At 63.2% G+C, this 16,794-nt stretch carries 13 protein-coding genes; 12 read left to right on the top strand and 1 reads right to left on the bottom strand.

The window, feature by feature from the left end; all coding sequences use genetic code 11:
* The first annotated feature begins 23 nt into the window (after positions 1 to 23).
* The 12 genes from BLQ01_RS19460 (at position 24) to BLQ01_RS19405 (ending at position 16,071) form a co-directional block, all read left to right on the top strand.
* Complete coding sequence (locus tag BLQ01_RS19460; RefSeq protein WP_091553754.1) at positions 24 to 1,190, top strand: Gfo/Idh/MocA family protein; 1,167 nt, start codon at positions 24 to 26, stop codon at positions 1,188 to 1,190.
* An 89-nt stretch (positions 1,191 to 1,279) separates the two neighbouring features.
* Positions 1,280 to 2,326, top strand: a complete 1,047-nt coding sequence (locus tag BLQ01_RS19455) for a LacI family DNA-binding transcriptional regulator (protein WP_026542298.1) — start codon at positions 1,280 to 1,282, stop codon at positions 2,324 to 2,326.
* A 102-nt stretch (positions 2,327 to 2,428) separates the two neighbouring features.
* On the top strand, positions 2,429 to 3,835 hold the full coding sequence (gene uxaC / locus BLQ01_RS19450; RefSeq protein WP_026542299.1) for a glucuronate isomerase: 1,407 nt from the start codon (positions 2,429 to 2,431) through the stop codon (positions 3,833 to 3,835).
* Entirely contained in the window at positions 3,832 to 5,202 is a 1,371-nt protein-coding gene (locus tag BLQ01_RS19445; RefSeq protein ID WP_051420985.1) for a mannitol dehydrogenase family protein, read from the top strand. Before uxaC ends, BLQ01_RS19445 begins: the two co-directional genes overlap by 4 nt.
* A 36-nt stretch (positions 5,203 to 5,238) precedes the next feature.
* Positions 5,239 to 6,468 (top strand): D-mannonate dehydratase ManD, encoded by a 1,230-nt coding sequence (gene manD, locus BLQ01_RS19440; RefSeq protein ID WP_026542300.1) that lies wholly within the window; start codon positions 5,239 to 5,241, stop codon positions 6,466 to 6,468.
* Positions 6,458 to 8,743, top strand: coding sequence for a gluconokinase, GntK/IdnK-type (locus BLQ01_RS19435; RefSeq protein WP_091553752.1), 2,286 nt, complete (start codon positions 6,458 to 6,460; stop codon positions 8,741 to 8,743). The genes manD and BLQ01_RS19435 overlap by 11 nt, the downstream gene beginning before the upstream one ends.
* Before the next feature lie 346 nt (positions 8,744 to 9,089).
* Positions 9,090 to 10,214, top strand: coding sequence for a multiple monosaccharide ABC transporter substrate-binding protein (gene chvE, locus BLQ01_RS19430; RefSeq protein ID WP_026542302.1), 1,125 nt, complete (start codon positions 9,090 to 9,092; stop codon positions 10,212 to 10,214).
* Between the two features lie 122 nt (positions 10,215 to 10,336).
* Entirely contained in the window at positions 10,337 to 11,866 is a 1,530-nt protein-coding gene (mmsA, locus tag BLQ01_RS19425; protein WP_026542303.1) for a multiple monosaccharide ABC transporter ATP-binding protein, read from the top strand.
* Between the two features lie 5 nt (positions 11,867 to 11,871).
* Positions 11,872 to 13,155: a multiple monosaccharide ABC transporter permease gene (gene mmsB, locus BLQ01_RS19420; protein WP_026548132.1), complete on the top strand. Its 1,284-nt coding sequence runs from the start codon at positions 11,872 to 11,874 to the stop codon at positions 13,153 to 13,155.
* Positions 13,156 to 13,254: 99 nt separating this feature from the next.
* Positions 13,255 to 14,241: a LacI family DNA-binding transcriptional regulator gene (locus BLQ01_RS19415; RefSeq protein ID WP_091553749.1), complete on the top strand. Its 987-nt coding sequence runs from the start codon at positions 13,255 to 13,257 to the stop codon at positions 14,239 to 14,241.
* A 26-nt stretch (positions 14,242 to 14,267) separates the two neighbouring features.
* Positions 14,268 to 14,840 carry an orotate phosphoribosyltransferase gene (gene pyrE / locus BLQ01_RS19410; RefSeq protein ID WP_026542306.1) on the top strand — a complete coding sequence of 191 codons (573 nt, stop codon included), beginning with the start codon at positions 14,268 to 14,270 and terminating at the stop codon, positions 14,838 to 14,840.
* 106 nt (positions 14,841 to 14,946) lie between these two features.
* Positions 14,947 to 16,071 (top strand): thioesterase domain-containing protein, encoded by a 1,125-nt coding sequence (locus BLQ01_RS19405; protein ID WP_091553748.1) that lies wholly within the window; start codon positions 14,947 to 14,949, stop codon positions 16,069 to 16,071.
* Position 16,072: 1 nt separating this feature from the next.
* Here the strand turns inward: BLQ01_RS19405 and BLQ01_RS19400 are convergent, their stop codons facing one another.
* Complete coding sequence (locus tag BLQ01_RS19400; protein WP_026548129.1) at positions 16,073 to 16,789, bottom strand: tyrosine-protein phosphatase; 717 nt, start codon at positions 16,787 to 16,789, stop codon at positions 16,073 to 16,075.
* Positions 16,790 to 16,794 lie beyond the last annotated feature (5 nt).

The following is a 16,794-nucleotide window of genomic DNA, read 5'->3' as shown; positions in this document are numbered from 1 at the left end:
TTCCCACACAGGAGATTCCGTTCATGAGCAAAAAAGTACGCCTCGGCATCATCGGCCTTGGCCAGCAGGGCGGCGCCTATGCCCGGTTCATCAATGATGGGCTGGTCCCGAACATGGAGATCGCCGCTATTTGCGACATCGATCCCGCGAAGAAGGAGCTCGCAGCCTCCCAGTACCCGGGTGTCCCGTTCTTTGAGGACTACATCGCCATGCTGGAGAGCGGTGCGGTGGATGCGATAGTCACCTGCGTGCCGCACTTCCTCCACCCGGAAATGGCCATAGAAACCCTCAAGCGCAACATCCACGCACTCGTGGAGAAACCTGCCGGCGTTTACACCAAGCAGGTGAAGGAGCTCAACGAGTTCGCGGCCTCCAAGCCGGAGCTCTCCTTCGGCATCATGTTCAACCAGCGCAACAACCCGTTGTACAAGAAGCTCAAGGAGATCGTCGATAACGGCGAGATCGGCAGCATTCGCCGCACCAACTGGATCATCACCAACTGGTGGCGTCCGCAGGGCTACTACAACTCCAGCGAATGGCGCGCCACGTGGGGCGGCGAGGGCGGCGGCGTCCTGGTCAACCAGGCCCCGCACCAGCTGGACCTCTGGCAGTGGATCTGTGGCGTCCCGAAGTCGGTGTACTCGAAGGTGGCGTTCGGCTTCCGCCGTGACATCGCCGTCGAGGATGAAGTGACCGCCGTCGTGGATTATGGCGACGGCGCCACCGGCGTTTTCGTCACGGCCACCCACGACATCGTGGGAACCGACAGGTTCGAAATCCTGGGCGACCAAGGCAAGATCGTGGTGGAAGACAGCAAAGTGGCCACGGTTACCCGCCTGGTCAAGCCGGAGAGGGAAATCAGCGACTCGATGGGCATGGACGATGTCCGCAAGCTCTTCATGGGCCAGCTGAACCGGGAAGAGCTCTACAGCACGGAAGTCATTGAATTCGAGTCCGTCTGGGGCGGCCAGCATGCAGGGGTCCTGGAGAACTTTGCTGCCAACATCCTGGACGGTACTCCGCTGCTGGCCCCGGGCTCCGATGGCATCAACGGTGTCCGTTTGGCCAACGCCATCCACCTCTCGGCCTGGACGGGCAAGGAAGTGGCGCTGGACTTTGACGAGGACGAGTTCCTGCATGAACTGAACAAGCGAATCGCCGAAGAGGGCAAGTTCGCCGAACGATCCTAAGCGGGACGTTTCACAGAGGGCGGGGCCGGTTGCCAACAAATGGATGGCAACCGGCCTGTTTTTGTTGCCATGCGGTCTACGATGGAGCGGTGACTGACGTGACGAGCAACGGAGCAGCACCCGCCCCTGCCAAAAGAGGGCGGGGGGAGAAGTCTTCTGCCACGATCTATGACATCGCCAAGCTGGCGGGGGTGAATCCCTCCACCGTCTCGCGTGCCCTGAGCAAGCCCGGCCGTGTCAGCGCCAAGACGCAGAAGATCATTGAGGATGCTGCCGCTGAGCTGAACTACCAGGTGAACCCTTTTGCACGTGCCCTGCCTACAGGCCGTACACAGACCATCGGCTTGATCGTTGCGGACATCACCAACCCCACGTTCTTCGACATCATCCGCGGCGCTGAAACCACCGGTTCGGCCCGGGACTACACTCTGGTCCTGGCTGAGTCAGCGGAGTCGCCGGAAACGGAAGTGACCGCGGCCCGCCGGCTCCTGAGCACGGTGGACGGACTGATCCTGGCCAGCCCGCGCATGGACGACGACCACATCCGTGCTTTGGCTGCGGACAAACCCGTCGCCGTCATCAACCGCGAGATCCAAGGCGTTCCGTGCGTGGTTCCGGACGTCAACAAGGGCATCAGCGAGGCCGTGCGCAGCCTGGCCGCCAATGGCCATGAAAAGCTCGCGTACGTGGCCGGCCCCAAGCAGTCCTGGATGACGGCCCGCCGCTGGGACGGCGTCAAAGCCGCCGCCGAGTGGTCCAAGCTCAGCGCGGTGCGCCTTGAGTCGTCCAAACCAACGGTCGACGGCGGCCGGCAGGTTGCGCGCGACGTCCTGGAAAGCGGGGCGACGGCGGTGATCACCTACAACGACCTCCTGGCCATCGGCCTGATGCAGGAACTGCAGGCCGGCGGCATGCGCGTTCCGGACCAGATCAGCATTGTTGGCTTTGATGACATCTTTGGCGCCGATTTCACCACTCCCGCCCTCACTACGGTCCGTTCGCCGTTGGGGGAGTGCGGCACCCGCGCCGTGACCATCCTCCTGGACATGCTCCAAGGCCATGACGCTCCCGGTGAAGCAGTCCGGGTGGAAACGGAGCTCGTGGTGCGCGGCTCCAGTGGGCGCCTGCTGGCGTAGTTTCCCCAACAGTTGCTGTGGTGTGAACAGCCCCGTCGCAACTAGTTGGCAATTTTTGGCAACCGGTTGACAAAAGTTGGACAGGGCCGCCAAGATTGATCTATGTCACAGTCCATCGCAGCACACCCTGACCGGCTCCTGCCCGCAGATCCCGGGACGCGCAGCATCGCGCGGTCCTTGCTGGAGCGCGTCCAGGACCTGCCCATCATTTCCCCGCACGGCCACGTTGACGCCGCAGTCATCGAGCAGAACACGCCGTTCCCCGATCCCGCTGCCCTCCTGGTCAGCCCGGACCACTACGTCACCCGCCTGATCCACGCCAACGGTGTTCCGATGGATCAGCTGCTTGCCGGCACCGCGTCCGCACCGGAGTCCCGGCAGATCTGGCGCACCTTCGTGGAGGCCTGGCCCCTGTTCGAGGGAACAGCTTCCGGATACTGGCTGCGCACGCAGTTCGACAACGTCTTCAAGCTCGGCGCCGACCTCAGCGAGCTTCCTGCCGATGCAAGCTACGACGCCATTGCCGCCAAGCTGGTGGAACCGGACTTCCGCCCGCGGCAACTCTTCAAGGACTTCAACATCGAGGTCCTGGCCACCACGGATGATCCCCTGGACAACCTGGCCAGCCACAAAGCCCTGTCCGAGGACCCGAGCTTCAACGGCCGCGTCCTGCCCACCTTCCGCCCGGACGCCTACCTGAACGTGGCCCACCCCAGCTGGAGCTCCAACGTGGACCGGCTCATCGAGGCCGCTGCCGACGGCGCCACCGGCTACGCCGGCTACATCGCAGCGCTGGAAAACCGGCGTCGTTATTTCGTGGAGCATGGCGCTGTCTCCGCCGACCACGGCGTCCGCACCCCGGCCACGCTCAAGCTGGACCCTGCCGACGCTGAAGCGCTCTTCGAACGGGCCCGCGCCGGCAAGGCAACGGCCGCAGACCGCGATGCGTTCGAGGCCCACATGATGTACCAGATGGCCCGGATGTCCGTAGAGGACGGACTGGTCATGACCATCCACCCAGGCTCGTACCGGAACCACCACGGGCCCACCTTCGAGAACTTTGGCGCGGACACCGGGCACGATATTCCGTTTGCCGTGAACTACACCGAGGCCGTCCGTCCGCTGCTGCAGGACTTCGGCACGGCCAAGGATTTCCACCTGGTGCTCTTCACCCTGGATGAGACGGTGTTCTCCCGCGAACTGGCGCCTCTGGCCGGCTTCTACCCATCCGTCTACATCGGTGCCCCCTGGTGGTTCCTCGACGCACCGGACGCCATGTTGCGCTTCCGTTCGGCCGTCACTGAAACCGCCGGATTCTCGCGCTCCTCGGGGTTCATTGACGACACCCGGGCCTTCTGCTCCATCCCGGCACGGCACGACGCCTCCCGCAGGATCGAAGCCGCCTTCCTCGCGCGTCTCGTAGCCGAGCACCGCGTGACTGAAGACCGCGCGCATGAGCTGATCCTCGACGTCGTCGATTCCTCGCCCCGACGGGTGTTCAAGCTATGACCGCCGGACTTCCGCGCCTTGGCCGCGACGTTGCGCCCCGCCCCAAAGCGCCAGTGCGCATCGTTCACCTGGGCCTTGGCGCCTTCCACCGTTCCCACCAGGCCTGGTTCACCCAGCACGCCGGCGACGCAGGGGAGTGGGGCATCGCCTCCTTCACTGGTCGACGCCCGGACGCAGCCGAGGTCCTGGCCGCGCAGGACGGTTTGTTCACCGTGGTGGAGCGCTCGGACTCGGGCGACACGTTTGAGGTTGTGGGCAGCATTGTGGAGGCCGTGGATGGCGCCAACATTGGCCGGCTGGTTGAATTGCTCGCCGCGCCGCAGACATCGGTGGTCACCCTGACCATCACGGAGGCAGCGTACGGCCTCGGTGCCGGCGACGCCCGGCTGCTGGTCTCTGGTCAGGAACCCACGACGCCGTTGGGCCGCTTGGTCTTGGGCCTCACCGCACGCAAGGACGCCGACGCCGGACCCCTCGCCGTCGTTTCCTGCGACAACCTCTCGGACAACGGCAACGTGGCCAAGGAAGGGGTGCTGGGTATCGCCCGGGACCTCGACGGCGGCCTGGCCGCCTGGATCGAGGCGAACGTCAGCTTCGTGAGCACCTCCGTTGACCGGATTACGCCTCGCACCACCCCTGACGACATTGCGCTGGTGGCCCGCGAGTGCGGCTACCGGGATGAGGCGCCCGTGGTTGCCGAGCCGTTCCGCAACTGGGTGCTCAGCGGTGATTTCCCTGCCGGGCGACCCCGCTGGGAAGACGCAGGGGCTGTGTTTGTGGGCGGGATCGAGCCTTACGAGAACCGCAAGCTGTGGCTGCTCAACGGCGCGCACTCCATCCTGGCCTATGCCGGCCAGCTGCGCGGACACTCCACGGTGGCCGAAGCACTGGCCGACCCGGTGTGCCTGCAGGCTGTGGAGGACTTCTGGGACGAAGCGTCCAGGCACCTCTCCGGTGACGATCTCCACATTCCCGAGTACAGGGCCGCACTCCTGGAGCGCTTCGGCAACTCCCGGATCGCCCACCACTTGGCCCAGATTGCCATGGACGCCAGCACCAAATTGCGAATGCGGGCAGTTCCCGTGCTGCGGGCTGAGCGTGAGGCCGGCCGGAGTGGTGAAGCCGCAGCCCGGATGATCGCCGTGTGGGCTGCCTATGTGGAGTCCAACCCGGGCCTTCAGGATCCCCAAGCTGCAGGCGTGGAGCAGGCCAACAAGCTGGCCGGGGTTGACCGCCTAGCAGCACTGGTGTCGCTGCTGGATACAGGGCTCGCGGGGGACCCCTCCGTAGTGGAGCTGGTCCATCGCCTCAGCGAGTCGTTCGCACCCCGCATGCAAGCGGTTGCCACCAGCGGCAATCCGAACTAACAACCTAACCACCAGCCACATCCCGGAAGGAAAGCTGTGAAAATCATTGCCGCTGAAGTCTTTGTGACCAGCCCGTCCCGTAACTTCGTCACTCTGCGCATCACCACGGAGGACGGTGTGACAGGCATTGGTGACGCGACCCTCAACGGCCGTGAACTCGCCGTCGCCGCGTACCTCAAAGAACACGTGGCGCAGCTGCTGATCGGGAAGGACCCGCACAGGATCGAGGACACCTGGCAGTTCCTGTACCGCAGCTCCTACTGGCGCCGCGGCCCAGTCACCATGGCGGCCATTGCCGCCGTCGACATGGCGCTGTGGGACATCAAGGGCAAGGTTGCCGGGATGCCGGTGTACCAGCTGCTCGGCGGTGCATCCCGGAACGGGCTGCGCGCCTACGGGCACGCGTCCGGTGCCGACATTCCGTCCTTGTTCGACTCCGTGCGGGAGCACCTGGAGCTGGGCTACAAGTCCATCAGGATCCAAACGGCAGTCCCCGGCATCAAGGCTGTCTATGGGGTGGCCGCCCAGGCCCAGGCTTCGGGTGAACGCTATGACTACGAGCCCGCCGGCCGCGGCAACTTCCCCCTGGAAGAAGACTGGGACACCCGCGCTTACCTTCGCCACCTGCCCACCGTCTTTGAAGCCGTACGCAACGAGTTCGGCCCCGAAATCCCCCTGCTGCATGATGGCCACCACCGCATGACCCCCATCCAGGCTGCCAAGCTGGGCAAGGCGCTGGAACCGTACGACCTCTTCTGGCTCGAGGACTGCACCCCGGCCGAGAACCAGGAAGGGCTGCGCCTGGTCCGCCAGCACACCACCACCCCGCTGGCCATCGGCGAAATCTTCAACACCGTGTTCGACTTCCAGACCCTCATCAAGGAACAGCTGATCGACTACGTCCGCGCAGCCTCCACCCACTTCGGCGGCATCTCACCGCTGAAAAAGGTCATGGACTTCGCCGCGCAGTACCAGATCAAGTCCGGCTTCCACGGCCCCACGGACATCTCCCCGGTGGGATTCGCCGCCCAGCTGCACGTCGGCCTGGCCATCCACAACTACGGCATCCAGGAATACATGCAGCACTCGGACAAGACCAACGAGGTCTTCCAGCAATCCATGACCTTCAAGGACGGCTACCTGCACCCGGGCGACAACCCCGGCATCGGCGTCGAATTCAACGAAGAAGCCGCAGCCGCTTTCCCGTACCAGCAGGCCTACCTGCCCTACAACCGCCTCGTGGACGGCACTGTTCATGACTGGTGAGGCTGCTGCCGCTGGAGTTGCGCCCCGTCACCACATCGTGGTGATGGGCGTGGCCGGTTGCGGCAAGAGCACTGTTGGTGCCGCCCTCGCCGAGCGCATCGGCGCTGGATTTCTCGACGGCGACTCGCTGCACCCGCAGGCGAACATCGACAAGATGGCCTCCGGTACGCCGCTGAACGACGACGACCGCGCACCATGGCTGGCCGAAATCGGCAGGCGGTTCCCGGCGTCGAACTCTGCCCTTGTCATCGCGTGCAGCGCGCTCAAACGCTCTTACCGGGACATCATCCGCAGCGCCGATCCGTCAGTGGTGTTTGTTCACCTGCACGGCAGCCGCGAGCTGCTGAACGCGCGCATGACTGCCCGGCCCGGACACTTCATGCCTGCCTCGCTGCTGGACTCGCAACTGGCCACGCTGGAACCGTTGCAGGATGACGAAGCCGGGATCGTTGTGGACATTGCACTGACTGTGGAGGACATAGTGAAGGACGTACATGCTGGGCTGAACGGCTCGGCCCAGGCGCCCGATGGAGCGTACCTCGTGGACCTCAAAGCGGCTCCATACAACCTTGATGACGCCGCCGTGGAATGGGTGGAGAGCACCCTCGGCTCCATGACGTTGGAAGAGAAGATCGGCCAGCTGTTCATCAACCACAACAATGACTACTCCCCGGCGTACCTGGATGACATTCTGGAGAACTTCCATGTGGGCGGCATGCGGTACCGGCCCGGCCCTTCGGCGGCGGTGCAGGAGCACATTCGCTACGCGCAGTCCAAAACGCGAATCCCGCTCCTGATCGCGTCCAATCCCGAGATGGGTGGGGCGGGCAGCTGCGACGACGGCACGTTCGTGTCCACGCATCTCCAGGCAGGTTCGCATCCGGATAAGTCCATTGCGCGGCAGATGGGGCAGGTGGCCGGTGTCGAAACTGCTGCACTGGGCTGCAACTGGGCCTTCGCGCCTATCGTGGACATCCACTACAACTGGCGGAACACGGTCATCTCCACACGGGCCTTCGGCAACACTCCCGAGATCGTGGTGGAACGGGCCAAGGAGTACTTCGACGGCATCAGCGAATCGCCCACGGTTTGCGCCATGAAGCACTTTCCCGGCGATGGCATTGATGAGCGCGATCAGCATGTGGTGACCTCCTACAACACCCTTGGCTACCAGGAGTGGAATGCCAGCTATGGGCATGTGTACCGCGAAATGATCGGGCACGGCGTGCAGTCCATCATGGTGGGCCACATCGGAGCGCCTGAGGTGTCCCGGCATTTCCGGTCGGGTTTGACGGATGCTGAGATTCGCCCCGCGACGCTGGCGCCTGAGTTGTTGCAGGACCTGCTCCGGGGTGAGCTTGGCTTCAACGGGCTGGTCCTCACGGATGCTTCCTTGATGGTTGGCCTGACGCAAACCATGAAGCGGCGCGACCTGGTTCCCGCCACCATCGCGGCCGGCTGCGACATGTTCCTGTTCTTCCGGAATCCGGAGGAGGACTTCGGCTACATGCTGGATGGCTACAAGTCCGGGATCATCAGTGAGGGACGTTTGCAGGATGCTGTGCGGCGGATTCTTGGGTTGAAAGCCAGCCTGGGGCTGCACCGTGCTTCCCGGGAATCGTTGGTTCCGGCGGCTGGGGCCTTGGCTGTTATCGGCAGTGAGGCTCATCGGGCTATTGCCTCGGACATTGCTGACAAGACCGTGACGCTGGTCAAGGACACCGCAGCCAACTTGCCCATCACGCCTGAAACGCATCAGCGGATCCGTCTCTACGGAATCTCGGGCGGCGCCGACTTTACCCGTGCGGATCCCCTGGCCTACCTGGACATTGTCCGGGAAGAGCTGGAAGCGGCAGGTTTTGAGGCCAGCGTGTTCAAGACCGCCGAGCAGCGCGAAGCCGCGGGGGAGACCGGCGTGAACTTCATGAGGGTCGTGTCCGAGGAAGCTACGGGGGACTATGCGGAACGGTATGACGCCGCCTTCGTGTTCGCCAACGTGAAGGGTTTCGCGCAGGAGGCTTCCATCAGGATCAAGTGGTCCTCGCCCATGGCCGCCGAAATTCCCTGGTACGCCACGGAAGTTCCCACGGTGTTTGTTTCCCTGAACCAGCCGAACCACCTGATCGACGTGCCCATGGTCAAGACGGCCATCCATGCGCACGCAGCCACCCGCGAGGCCATCCGCGCAACCATCCAAAAGATCCAAGGCAAGTCCGGGTTCCAGGGAACGTTCAACCAGAACGTGTTCTGCGATTCGTTCGACACCCGCCTCTGACTTCAGAAACCAGGCTGGGGCGTCAGCCCGGCACTGCCCACAAGGCGGTGCCGGGCTTTTCTGTTTCCTGCATCCCGGCTTTCGGGCTTCCGGCTGGAGCGCCAATTGTGAACGCTAACAACGTTTCAAGTCAATACCCTCAAGGGTGCTGGAAGGCTGCAACCATTTCGTGATCCACGGCACTTGACCAACGGTAATGTTAGCGTTCACAATGGCATTCGCATTACCTTTCAGTGGCTCGTGTTGCCCCCAGCAGGCGCAGCCCACATCGCTTTACCGTGCCGGACGCGCAGATGCTCCGGCTGCATCAGAGTTCGCGGCAATGCTGCCGCGGAAGGAGAGCATCGTGAGATTGAAGAAACTCCTGGGCGCCGTCGCGGTTGTCCTTACCTTGACGGTGGGAGCCACAGGCTGCGGCAGCCGCGGTGGCACCGCCGAATCCACCAGCAGCGCCAATCCCAGCGATTCCCTGGTAGGCATTTCGATGCCCACCCAGACCTCCGAGCGTTGGATCGCAGATGGCGCCAACGTAGAGAAGTCGCTGAAGGACCTTGGCTACAAGACTGACCTCCAGTTCGCCAACGATGACATTCCCACGCAGGTTTCCCAGATTGAGAACATGCTGACCAAGGGTGCAAAGGCCCTGATCATCGCTGCGATTGACGGCACCACCCTGACCGATGTCCTGGCCAAGGCCAAGGAGCAGAACGTCAAGGTCATCGCTTATGACCGCCTCATCAACGGAACGCCGAACGTGGACTACTACACCACGTTCGACAACTACACCGTGGGCGTCCAGCAGGCCACCTCGCTGCTGACCGGCCTGGGCCTGGTTGACGCCAGCGGCAAGAAGGTTGAAGGCAAAGGCCCGTTCAACGTAGAGCTGTTCGCGGGCAGCCCGGATGACAACAACGCCAACTTCTTCTGGACCGGCGCCATGGACACCCTCAAGCCGTACATGGACGCAGGCACCCTGAAGGTCCCCAGCGGCCAGACCAAGTTTGAGCAGGCAGCAATCCTTCGCTGGCAGGCACCCGTAGCCCAGAAGCGCATGGAAGACATCCTCACCTCGGCTTACAGCTCCGGCACCAAGCTCGACGGCGTCCTGTCCCCGTACGACGGCCTGTCCATCGGCATCATCTCGGCACTGACCAGCACCGGCGGCTACTCCACCGGCAAGCTGCCCGTAGTGACCGGGCAGGATGCGGAGAAGGGCTCCGTGAAGTCCATCATCGCCGGCGAGCAGTACTCCACCATCTTCAAGGACACCCGCCAGCTCGGCGCTCAGGCCGTGAAAATGGTAGACGCCGTGCTCAAGGGCAACGAGCCGGAAACCAACGACACCAAGACCTACAACAACAAGGTCAAGGTTGTTCCGGCTTACCTCCTGAAGTCCGTCATCATCACCAAGGACAACTACAAGAAGGAACTCATCGACTCCGGCTACTACAAGGATGCCGACGTCAAGTAACTCCTTGGCCTGTGGCCCCACCGTCCTGTGCCGAAATGCGCAGCGGTGGGGCCACAGCCTCCCCCTAGAGCCTGTCGAGTCCTCGGCCCGGCCAAGTTTCAACCAGTCAGCGGGAATTGACGATGAACGTACCCATTCTTCAAATGCGAGGAATCACCAAGACCTTCCCCGGGGTAAAAGCCCTGCAGGACGTCACCCTGGACGTCAACCGCGGTGAGGTTCATGCCATCTGTGGTGAGAACGGCGCCGGGAAGTCCACCCTGATGAAAGTGCTGTCCGGCGTCTACGCCCACAACACCTTCGACGGCGACATCCTCTTCGAGAACGAACCCTGCGAATTTTCCAGCATCACGGACAGCGAGAAGCGCGGCATCGTGATCATCCACCAGGAGCTGGCGCTGAGCCCGTACCTGTCCATTGCCGAGAACATCTACCTCGGAAACGAGCTGGCCAACAACGGCTGGGTGGACTGGCGGAAAACCAATCTGGAAGCAGCCAAGCTGCTGGCCAGGGTGGGCCTCAGCGAAAACCCGGTCACCCCCATCCAGCACATCAGCGTGGGAAAGCAACAGCTGGTGGAGATCGCCAAAGCGCTGTCCAAGGAAGTGAAGCTCCTGATCCTGGACGAGCCCACGGCGGCGCTGAACGACGAAGACTCAGACCACCTGCTGGACCTCATCCTGCACCTGAAGGGCCAAGGCGTTACCAGCATCATCATCAGCCACAAGCTCAACGAGATCCGCAAAGTGGCTGACGCCGTCACCATCATCCGCGATGGCAAGTCCATTGAGACCCTCCGCCTGGACCAGGGCCAAATCACCCAGGAACGCATCATCCGCGGAATGGTGGGGCGCGACCTCGAAAGCCTCTACCCTGACCGGACCCCCAACATCGGCGAGGAAGTCCTCCGCATCGAGGATTGGACTGTCCAGCACCCCCAGGACCATTCCCGCATGGTGGTGAACAACGCCAGCCTCAACGTCCGCAAGGGTGAAGTAGTTGGCCTGGCCGGGCTCATGGGCGCAGGCAGGACCGAGCTCGCCATGAGCGTTTTCGGCCGGACCTACGGGCGCGCCGTCTCAGGCAAGGTCTACAAATACGGCCAGGAAATCAACACGTCCACCGTCTCCGACGCCATTGAACACGGAATCGCCTACGCCACCGAAGACCGGAAGCACTACGGCCTGAACCTGATCGAGGACATCAAGCGGAACATTTCCATGGCTGCGCTGAACAAGCTGGCCAAACGCGGTTGGGTGGACGGCAACAAGGAAACCACCATAGCCAACCACTACCGCCAAAGCATGAACATCAAAGCACCCTCCGTTGCTGCCATCACCGGCAAGCTCTCCGGTGGAAACCAGCAAAAAGTGGTGCTGAGTAAATGGATGTTCTCGGACCCCGACGTCCTGATCCTGGACGAACCCACCCGTGGAATCGACGTCGGCGCCAAATTCGAGATCTACACGATCATCGCTGAACTCGCAGCGGCGGGGAAAGCAGTCATTGTGATCTCCTCTGAGCTGCCGGAGCTCCTGGGTATCTGCGACCGGATCTACACACTGTCCGCAGGCCACATCACCGGCGAGGTCCCCATCGCCGAAGCCACCCAGGAAACCCTCATGCACTACATGACCAAAGAGAAGGAATAGCGAACATGTCCGCCCTACGAGAATCCCTTGGCTTCCTCACAAGCCGCCTCCGCCAGGTTGGCATCTTCGTCGCCCTGATCCTCATCGTGATCCTTTTCCAGGTGCTGACCAACGGCATCCTGCTCGAACCCCAGAACGTCACCAACCTGGTGGTCCAGAACAGCTACATCCTGATCCTGGCCATCGGCATGGTCATGGTCATCATCGCCGGCCACATCGACCTCTCCGTCGGCTCCATTGCAGGCTTCATCGGGGCCGTAGCCGGTGTAATGATCGTGCACTGGGGCTGGGCCTGGTGGCTCGCCATCCCCGCTTGCCTCCTGGTCGGAGCGTTGGTGGGTGCCTGGCAGGGTTACTGGATCGCTTACGTGGGCATCCCGGCGTTCATTGTCACCCTGGCCGGCATGCTGATCTTCCGCGGGCTGACCCTCATCACCCTCAAGAACCAGCAGATCACCCCGTTCCCCAGCGAGCTCAGGGCCCTCGGCGGCGGCTTCCTTCCGGACCTCACCGGTGGCACGTCCGTCCTTGAGTGGCTGACGGTCATTCTCGGCGTCGGCGGTACGGCCGCCATCCTCTTCCAGGCCATGAAAGAACGCCGTGTCCGCCGCAAGTTCAACCTCGAGAACGAGCCGATGGCCTGGTTCGCCGTCAAGAACGGCTTCATCGCTGTGCTGATGCTCATCATCACCTTCCTTCTGGCCAGCTACCGCGGAACCCCGATTGTCCTGATCGTCCTGGCCGTCCTGGTAATCCTCTACTCGGCGCTGATGAACAACAGCATTTTCGGCCGCCACACCTACGCCATCGGCGGCAACCTCCACGCCGCCGAGCTCTCCGGCATCAAGACCAAGAAGGTCACTTTCCGCCTGTTCGTCAACATGGGCGTCCTGGCCGCACTGGCAGGCCTGGTGTTTACGGCCCGCCTGAACTCGGCGCAGCCTGCCGGCGGTACCGGGTTCGAGCTGGACTCCATTGCCGCGGCCTTCATCGGCGGTGCTGCAGTCCAGGGTGGCATTGGCACCGTGGCCGGTGCCATGATCGGTGGCCTGATCATGGGCGTGCTGAACAACGGCATGTCCATCCTCGGCCTCGGCACGGACTACCAGCAGCTCATCAAGGGCCTGGTGCTCCTGCTCGCCGTCGGGTTCGACATCTTCAACAAGAACCGGACCGGTGCCGGTGGCGGATCCGGCATGGGCCGCCGCTTCAAGTGGAAGACCACGCCTCCGGCAACCGAGGCAGCTCCGGCTGCCAAGGTGGAGCCTGTGGGCGTGGACGCGAAGTAGGAACGGATGTCACGCGGCGATCAACCGCCACCAGCGGGGTCCCGGGCATTGTCCGGGGCCCCGCTGGGCTCAGCGGCCCAGCCGGTGAGGCCTCCGGTCATGGGCGACGTCGCGAAGATGGCGGGCGTCTCGCATCAAACTGTTTCCCGCGTCCTGAACAACCATCCGAACGTCAGCGGGAAAACCAGGGAGCGCGTGGAATCGGCCATCGCCCAGCTTGGCTATCGACGCAACACCGCAGCCCGCAGCCTGGTAACGCGGCGGTCCCGGACCATCGGCGTGCTGGCGTGCGAAACGGGACAGTTCGGCCCGGCGAACACACTGCTGGGAGTAGAACAAGCGGGAAGGGAAGCAGGGTACTTCGTCAGTATCGCCAACCTCCGTGAAGTGACCGGCGAGAGCATCAACGACGCCATTGCCCATTTCCGCAACCAGTCGGTGGACGGGATCGTCATCCTGGTGCCCCATCCCGATGTCCTGGCTGTACTGGGCGATGTTTCCGTGCCTGTGCCGATCGTGGCGGTGGGCGCAGGGGCCGGCAACCAATTAACGGGGGCCTCCTTGGATCAACGCTTGGGAGCCCGCCTTGCCGTCGAGCACCTGATCGGTTTGGGGCACCGCAATATTGCCCACATTTCCGGTCCGCCGCACTGGATCGACGCCGCCGAACGTATCAAAGGCTGGCAGGAGGCGCTGGGCACGGCCGGGCTGGATGCCGGGGTCCTTCTGGAGGGTGGCTGGGATGCCGCGTCGGGGTATCGGGCCGGACGCGATCTGTTGGATCACCGCAGCATCACTGCCGTCTTCGTCGCCAATGACCAGATGGCCGTGGGGGTCCTTCGCGCCGTCCAGGAAGCGGGACGCCACGTGCCAGGCGACATCAGTGTGGTGGGCTATGACGACCAACCCGAAGCTGAATTTTTCATGCCGCCCTTGACCTCCGTTAAACAGGATTTCGAAGAACTCGGCCGCCGCTGCATGGAAGCTGTCCTTCAGCAATTGGACGGAGAACCGGCAAGTGACGAACAGATGGTCAACCCGCGCTTGGTGATCCGTTCCACCACGGCTGCCCCTGCGCCGCGCTGAACTCCGCTCCTACTAAACTAGGAGCCATGACTTCCTCGCCTGACACTGCAGCTGCCCGCGCCCGCCTTCTTGAACTCATCAAAGAACTGGCGGTGGTCCGCGGCAAGGTCATCCTCTCCAGCGGCAAGGAAGCGGACTACTACATCGACCTCCGCCGCATCACTTTGCACCACGAGGCCTCCAAGCTGGTGGGCCAGGTCATGTTGGGCATGATCGACGACGCCGGCGTTTCCGTTGAGTGCGCCGGCGGCCTCACCATGGGCGCCGACCCCGTAGGTACCGCCGTGATGCACGCTGCCGCCGATGCCGGCCGCGCAGTGGACGCGTTCGTTGTCCGCAAGGCCCAGAAGTCCTACGGCATGGGCCGCCAGGTGGAAGGCCCCTCCGTTGAGGGCCGTAACGTTGTGGTCCTGGAAGACACGTCCACCACCGGCGGGTCTGCGCTGACCGCCGTCGAAGGTGTCCGTAAGGCCGGCGGCAATGTTGTGGCCGTGGCTGTGATCGTTGACCGCGATACCGGCGCCAAAGAGAAGATCGAAGCCGAAACCGGTGTGCCGTACCTCTTCGCTTTCGGCAAGGGCGAGCTGGGCCTCGACTAAGGAGTTTTTGTACAGCACTTGACCTTAAAGGCGCATCTTAAGGGCATCAGCTGTACACAAACTACGGGGCTGTGAGTCACCGCCTTCCGAAGCCTATGCTTGCTGCGTGGACGTTCAAGTAGGGAAGTTCCCGGCACCGGCGGAGGTGGAAGAAAACCCCGCCGTGCCGGCCCCTCCCGAGCCGGAGGAAGCAGAGGATCCGGGTGACTGGGCCCGGATCCTGCCTTACGCTGCCCGCGTCAAGAAGAGATCCCGCCGCAACTTCCTCATCAGCGCCGGAGCGTCCGCAGCGCTGGCAGGGGACATGCTTTTCACCCGCCGTGTCCAGGCCGAACGGCGAGCCACCAAGATCCTCCGGGTTCCGGATCCGTACTCGGACCTGTACTTCCCCAAAGCCAGCTGGATCCTGTTCCCGGGGTATAAAACCAGCTGGGAAGAGGCCCAATGGATCCTCAACTCACTGCGCCCAGCCATGCACCAGCGCGGCCGCCTTGCCGCCGTCGGCTATTCCAACCTGGGACTGGACGTTGACGAGATCGTTCGTGAAATCATCCTCCATGTCCGCGAACTGGAACTGGAGAAGCTCTACTTTTATGGTCATAGTTTCGGCGGCATGCTCGCCACGCAGGTGGCCGCCCGCCTGCTGGAACTGCACGGGGTGGAAACACAATTGATCGTCCTGGATTCGAGCCCGTTCAGCCGCGCCGACGTCCTGGACCAGAGCTGGTTCGACGGTGTGGTGTTCCTGTACGAGAACGGTTTCCGGATCCCATCGGTGCTGCGCGGTGGCTATGAGCTGGGGGAGCGTGTGGCGCACAAGGATGAGCGGACATGGCGCCAAATCCTGGATCAAAGCCTGGAGCAGCTTTCTCCGATCGCCCCTTCCAGCGTGCTCATCCAGACCGAGTCGGCGTACATCTACCATTTCGACGGGCTCAGGTTGGCGGGAAAGATCGGTGGCGCCAAGATGGCGTTCATGGGCAACGCCAAAGATGGCACCGTGGACTACGAGTCGGCGCGGGCCGGCTGGAGCAAAGTCTTCGGAGCCAACATGGCCCTTCCCACGCTCAGCACAGAGGGTGCCCGGCCGGCCCACGCGAGCCCGCAATGGAACGGCGGCGTGTACCGGCCCTTGCTGGAACGGATCCAGAACGAGCTCCAGCCGCTCCCACCGGAGCCCGAGGAACCCTCCTACGAGCAGCCGAATGGCAAAATCATCCGTCCGGCCTAGGCTACGGAGCCAGTGATTGAACCTCGACGGCGGTCAGGCCCGCCTCGCGCAGGAAGCTCCGTGCGTCACCGAACTCCTCTGCGAAAGCGGCCAGGAAGTGCCGCATGGCAGCTTCAGGGCTCTGCAGGACCATCAGTTCGGGGCTGAAGTATGCCGCAGGAGTGGAAGGGACATGCAACCGCCATGTTTCAGCCATGATGTCCAGCATGGTGGGAAGGTTGAGGGTAGTGGCGGTGTAATCCTCCACTATGGAGTCCTCGGCGGCCCCCGCCGCTAGGAGCGCGATGGCCGACACCACGCCCGTCCGGTCCTTGCCCAGGGAGCAATGAACCAGCGTGCGCTTACCGCGGGCGGCGGGACGGAGAGCATCAGCAACCCACTCCGGCCGTAGCTTGATCCAGCCAAGGTAGAGCCCGCCCAGGTCTTCGGGGGTCTCCACAGCATGGAGCGAGCCGGCGATTGCGTTGGGATCCAGCGGGTTGTTCACGAGTTCGACGCCGGGCATGGCGGAGCCTGCTGAGCTGGTGCCGTCCGTCGAACCGTCGCTATTGATCAGCCAGGGAACCAATGAGCGCTCCAACTCGCTGCGCAGGTCCATGATCGCCTGGATGCCGTGCTCCGCAAGGAAAGCCGACGTCGCAGCGGCATCCAAGCCGAACGGCTGGCTCCCCCTGAGTATCCGGCCACCGGCCAGAGGACGCAGATTGAGCACAGCCATCTCTT

Origin of the sequence: Arthrobacter sp. UNCCL28 (genome assembly GCF_900102805.1) — a bacterium.
In the GTDB taxonomy this organism is placed as follows: domain Bacteria; phylum Actinomycetota; class Actinomycetes; order Actinomycetales; family Micrococcaceae; genus Arthrobacter; species Arthrobacter nicotinovorans_A.
The sequence above is the reverse complement of the archived record's forward strand: the minus strand, read 5'-3'. Positions and strand labels throughout refer to the sequence as shown.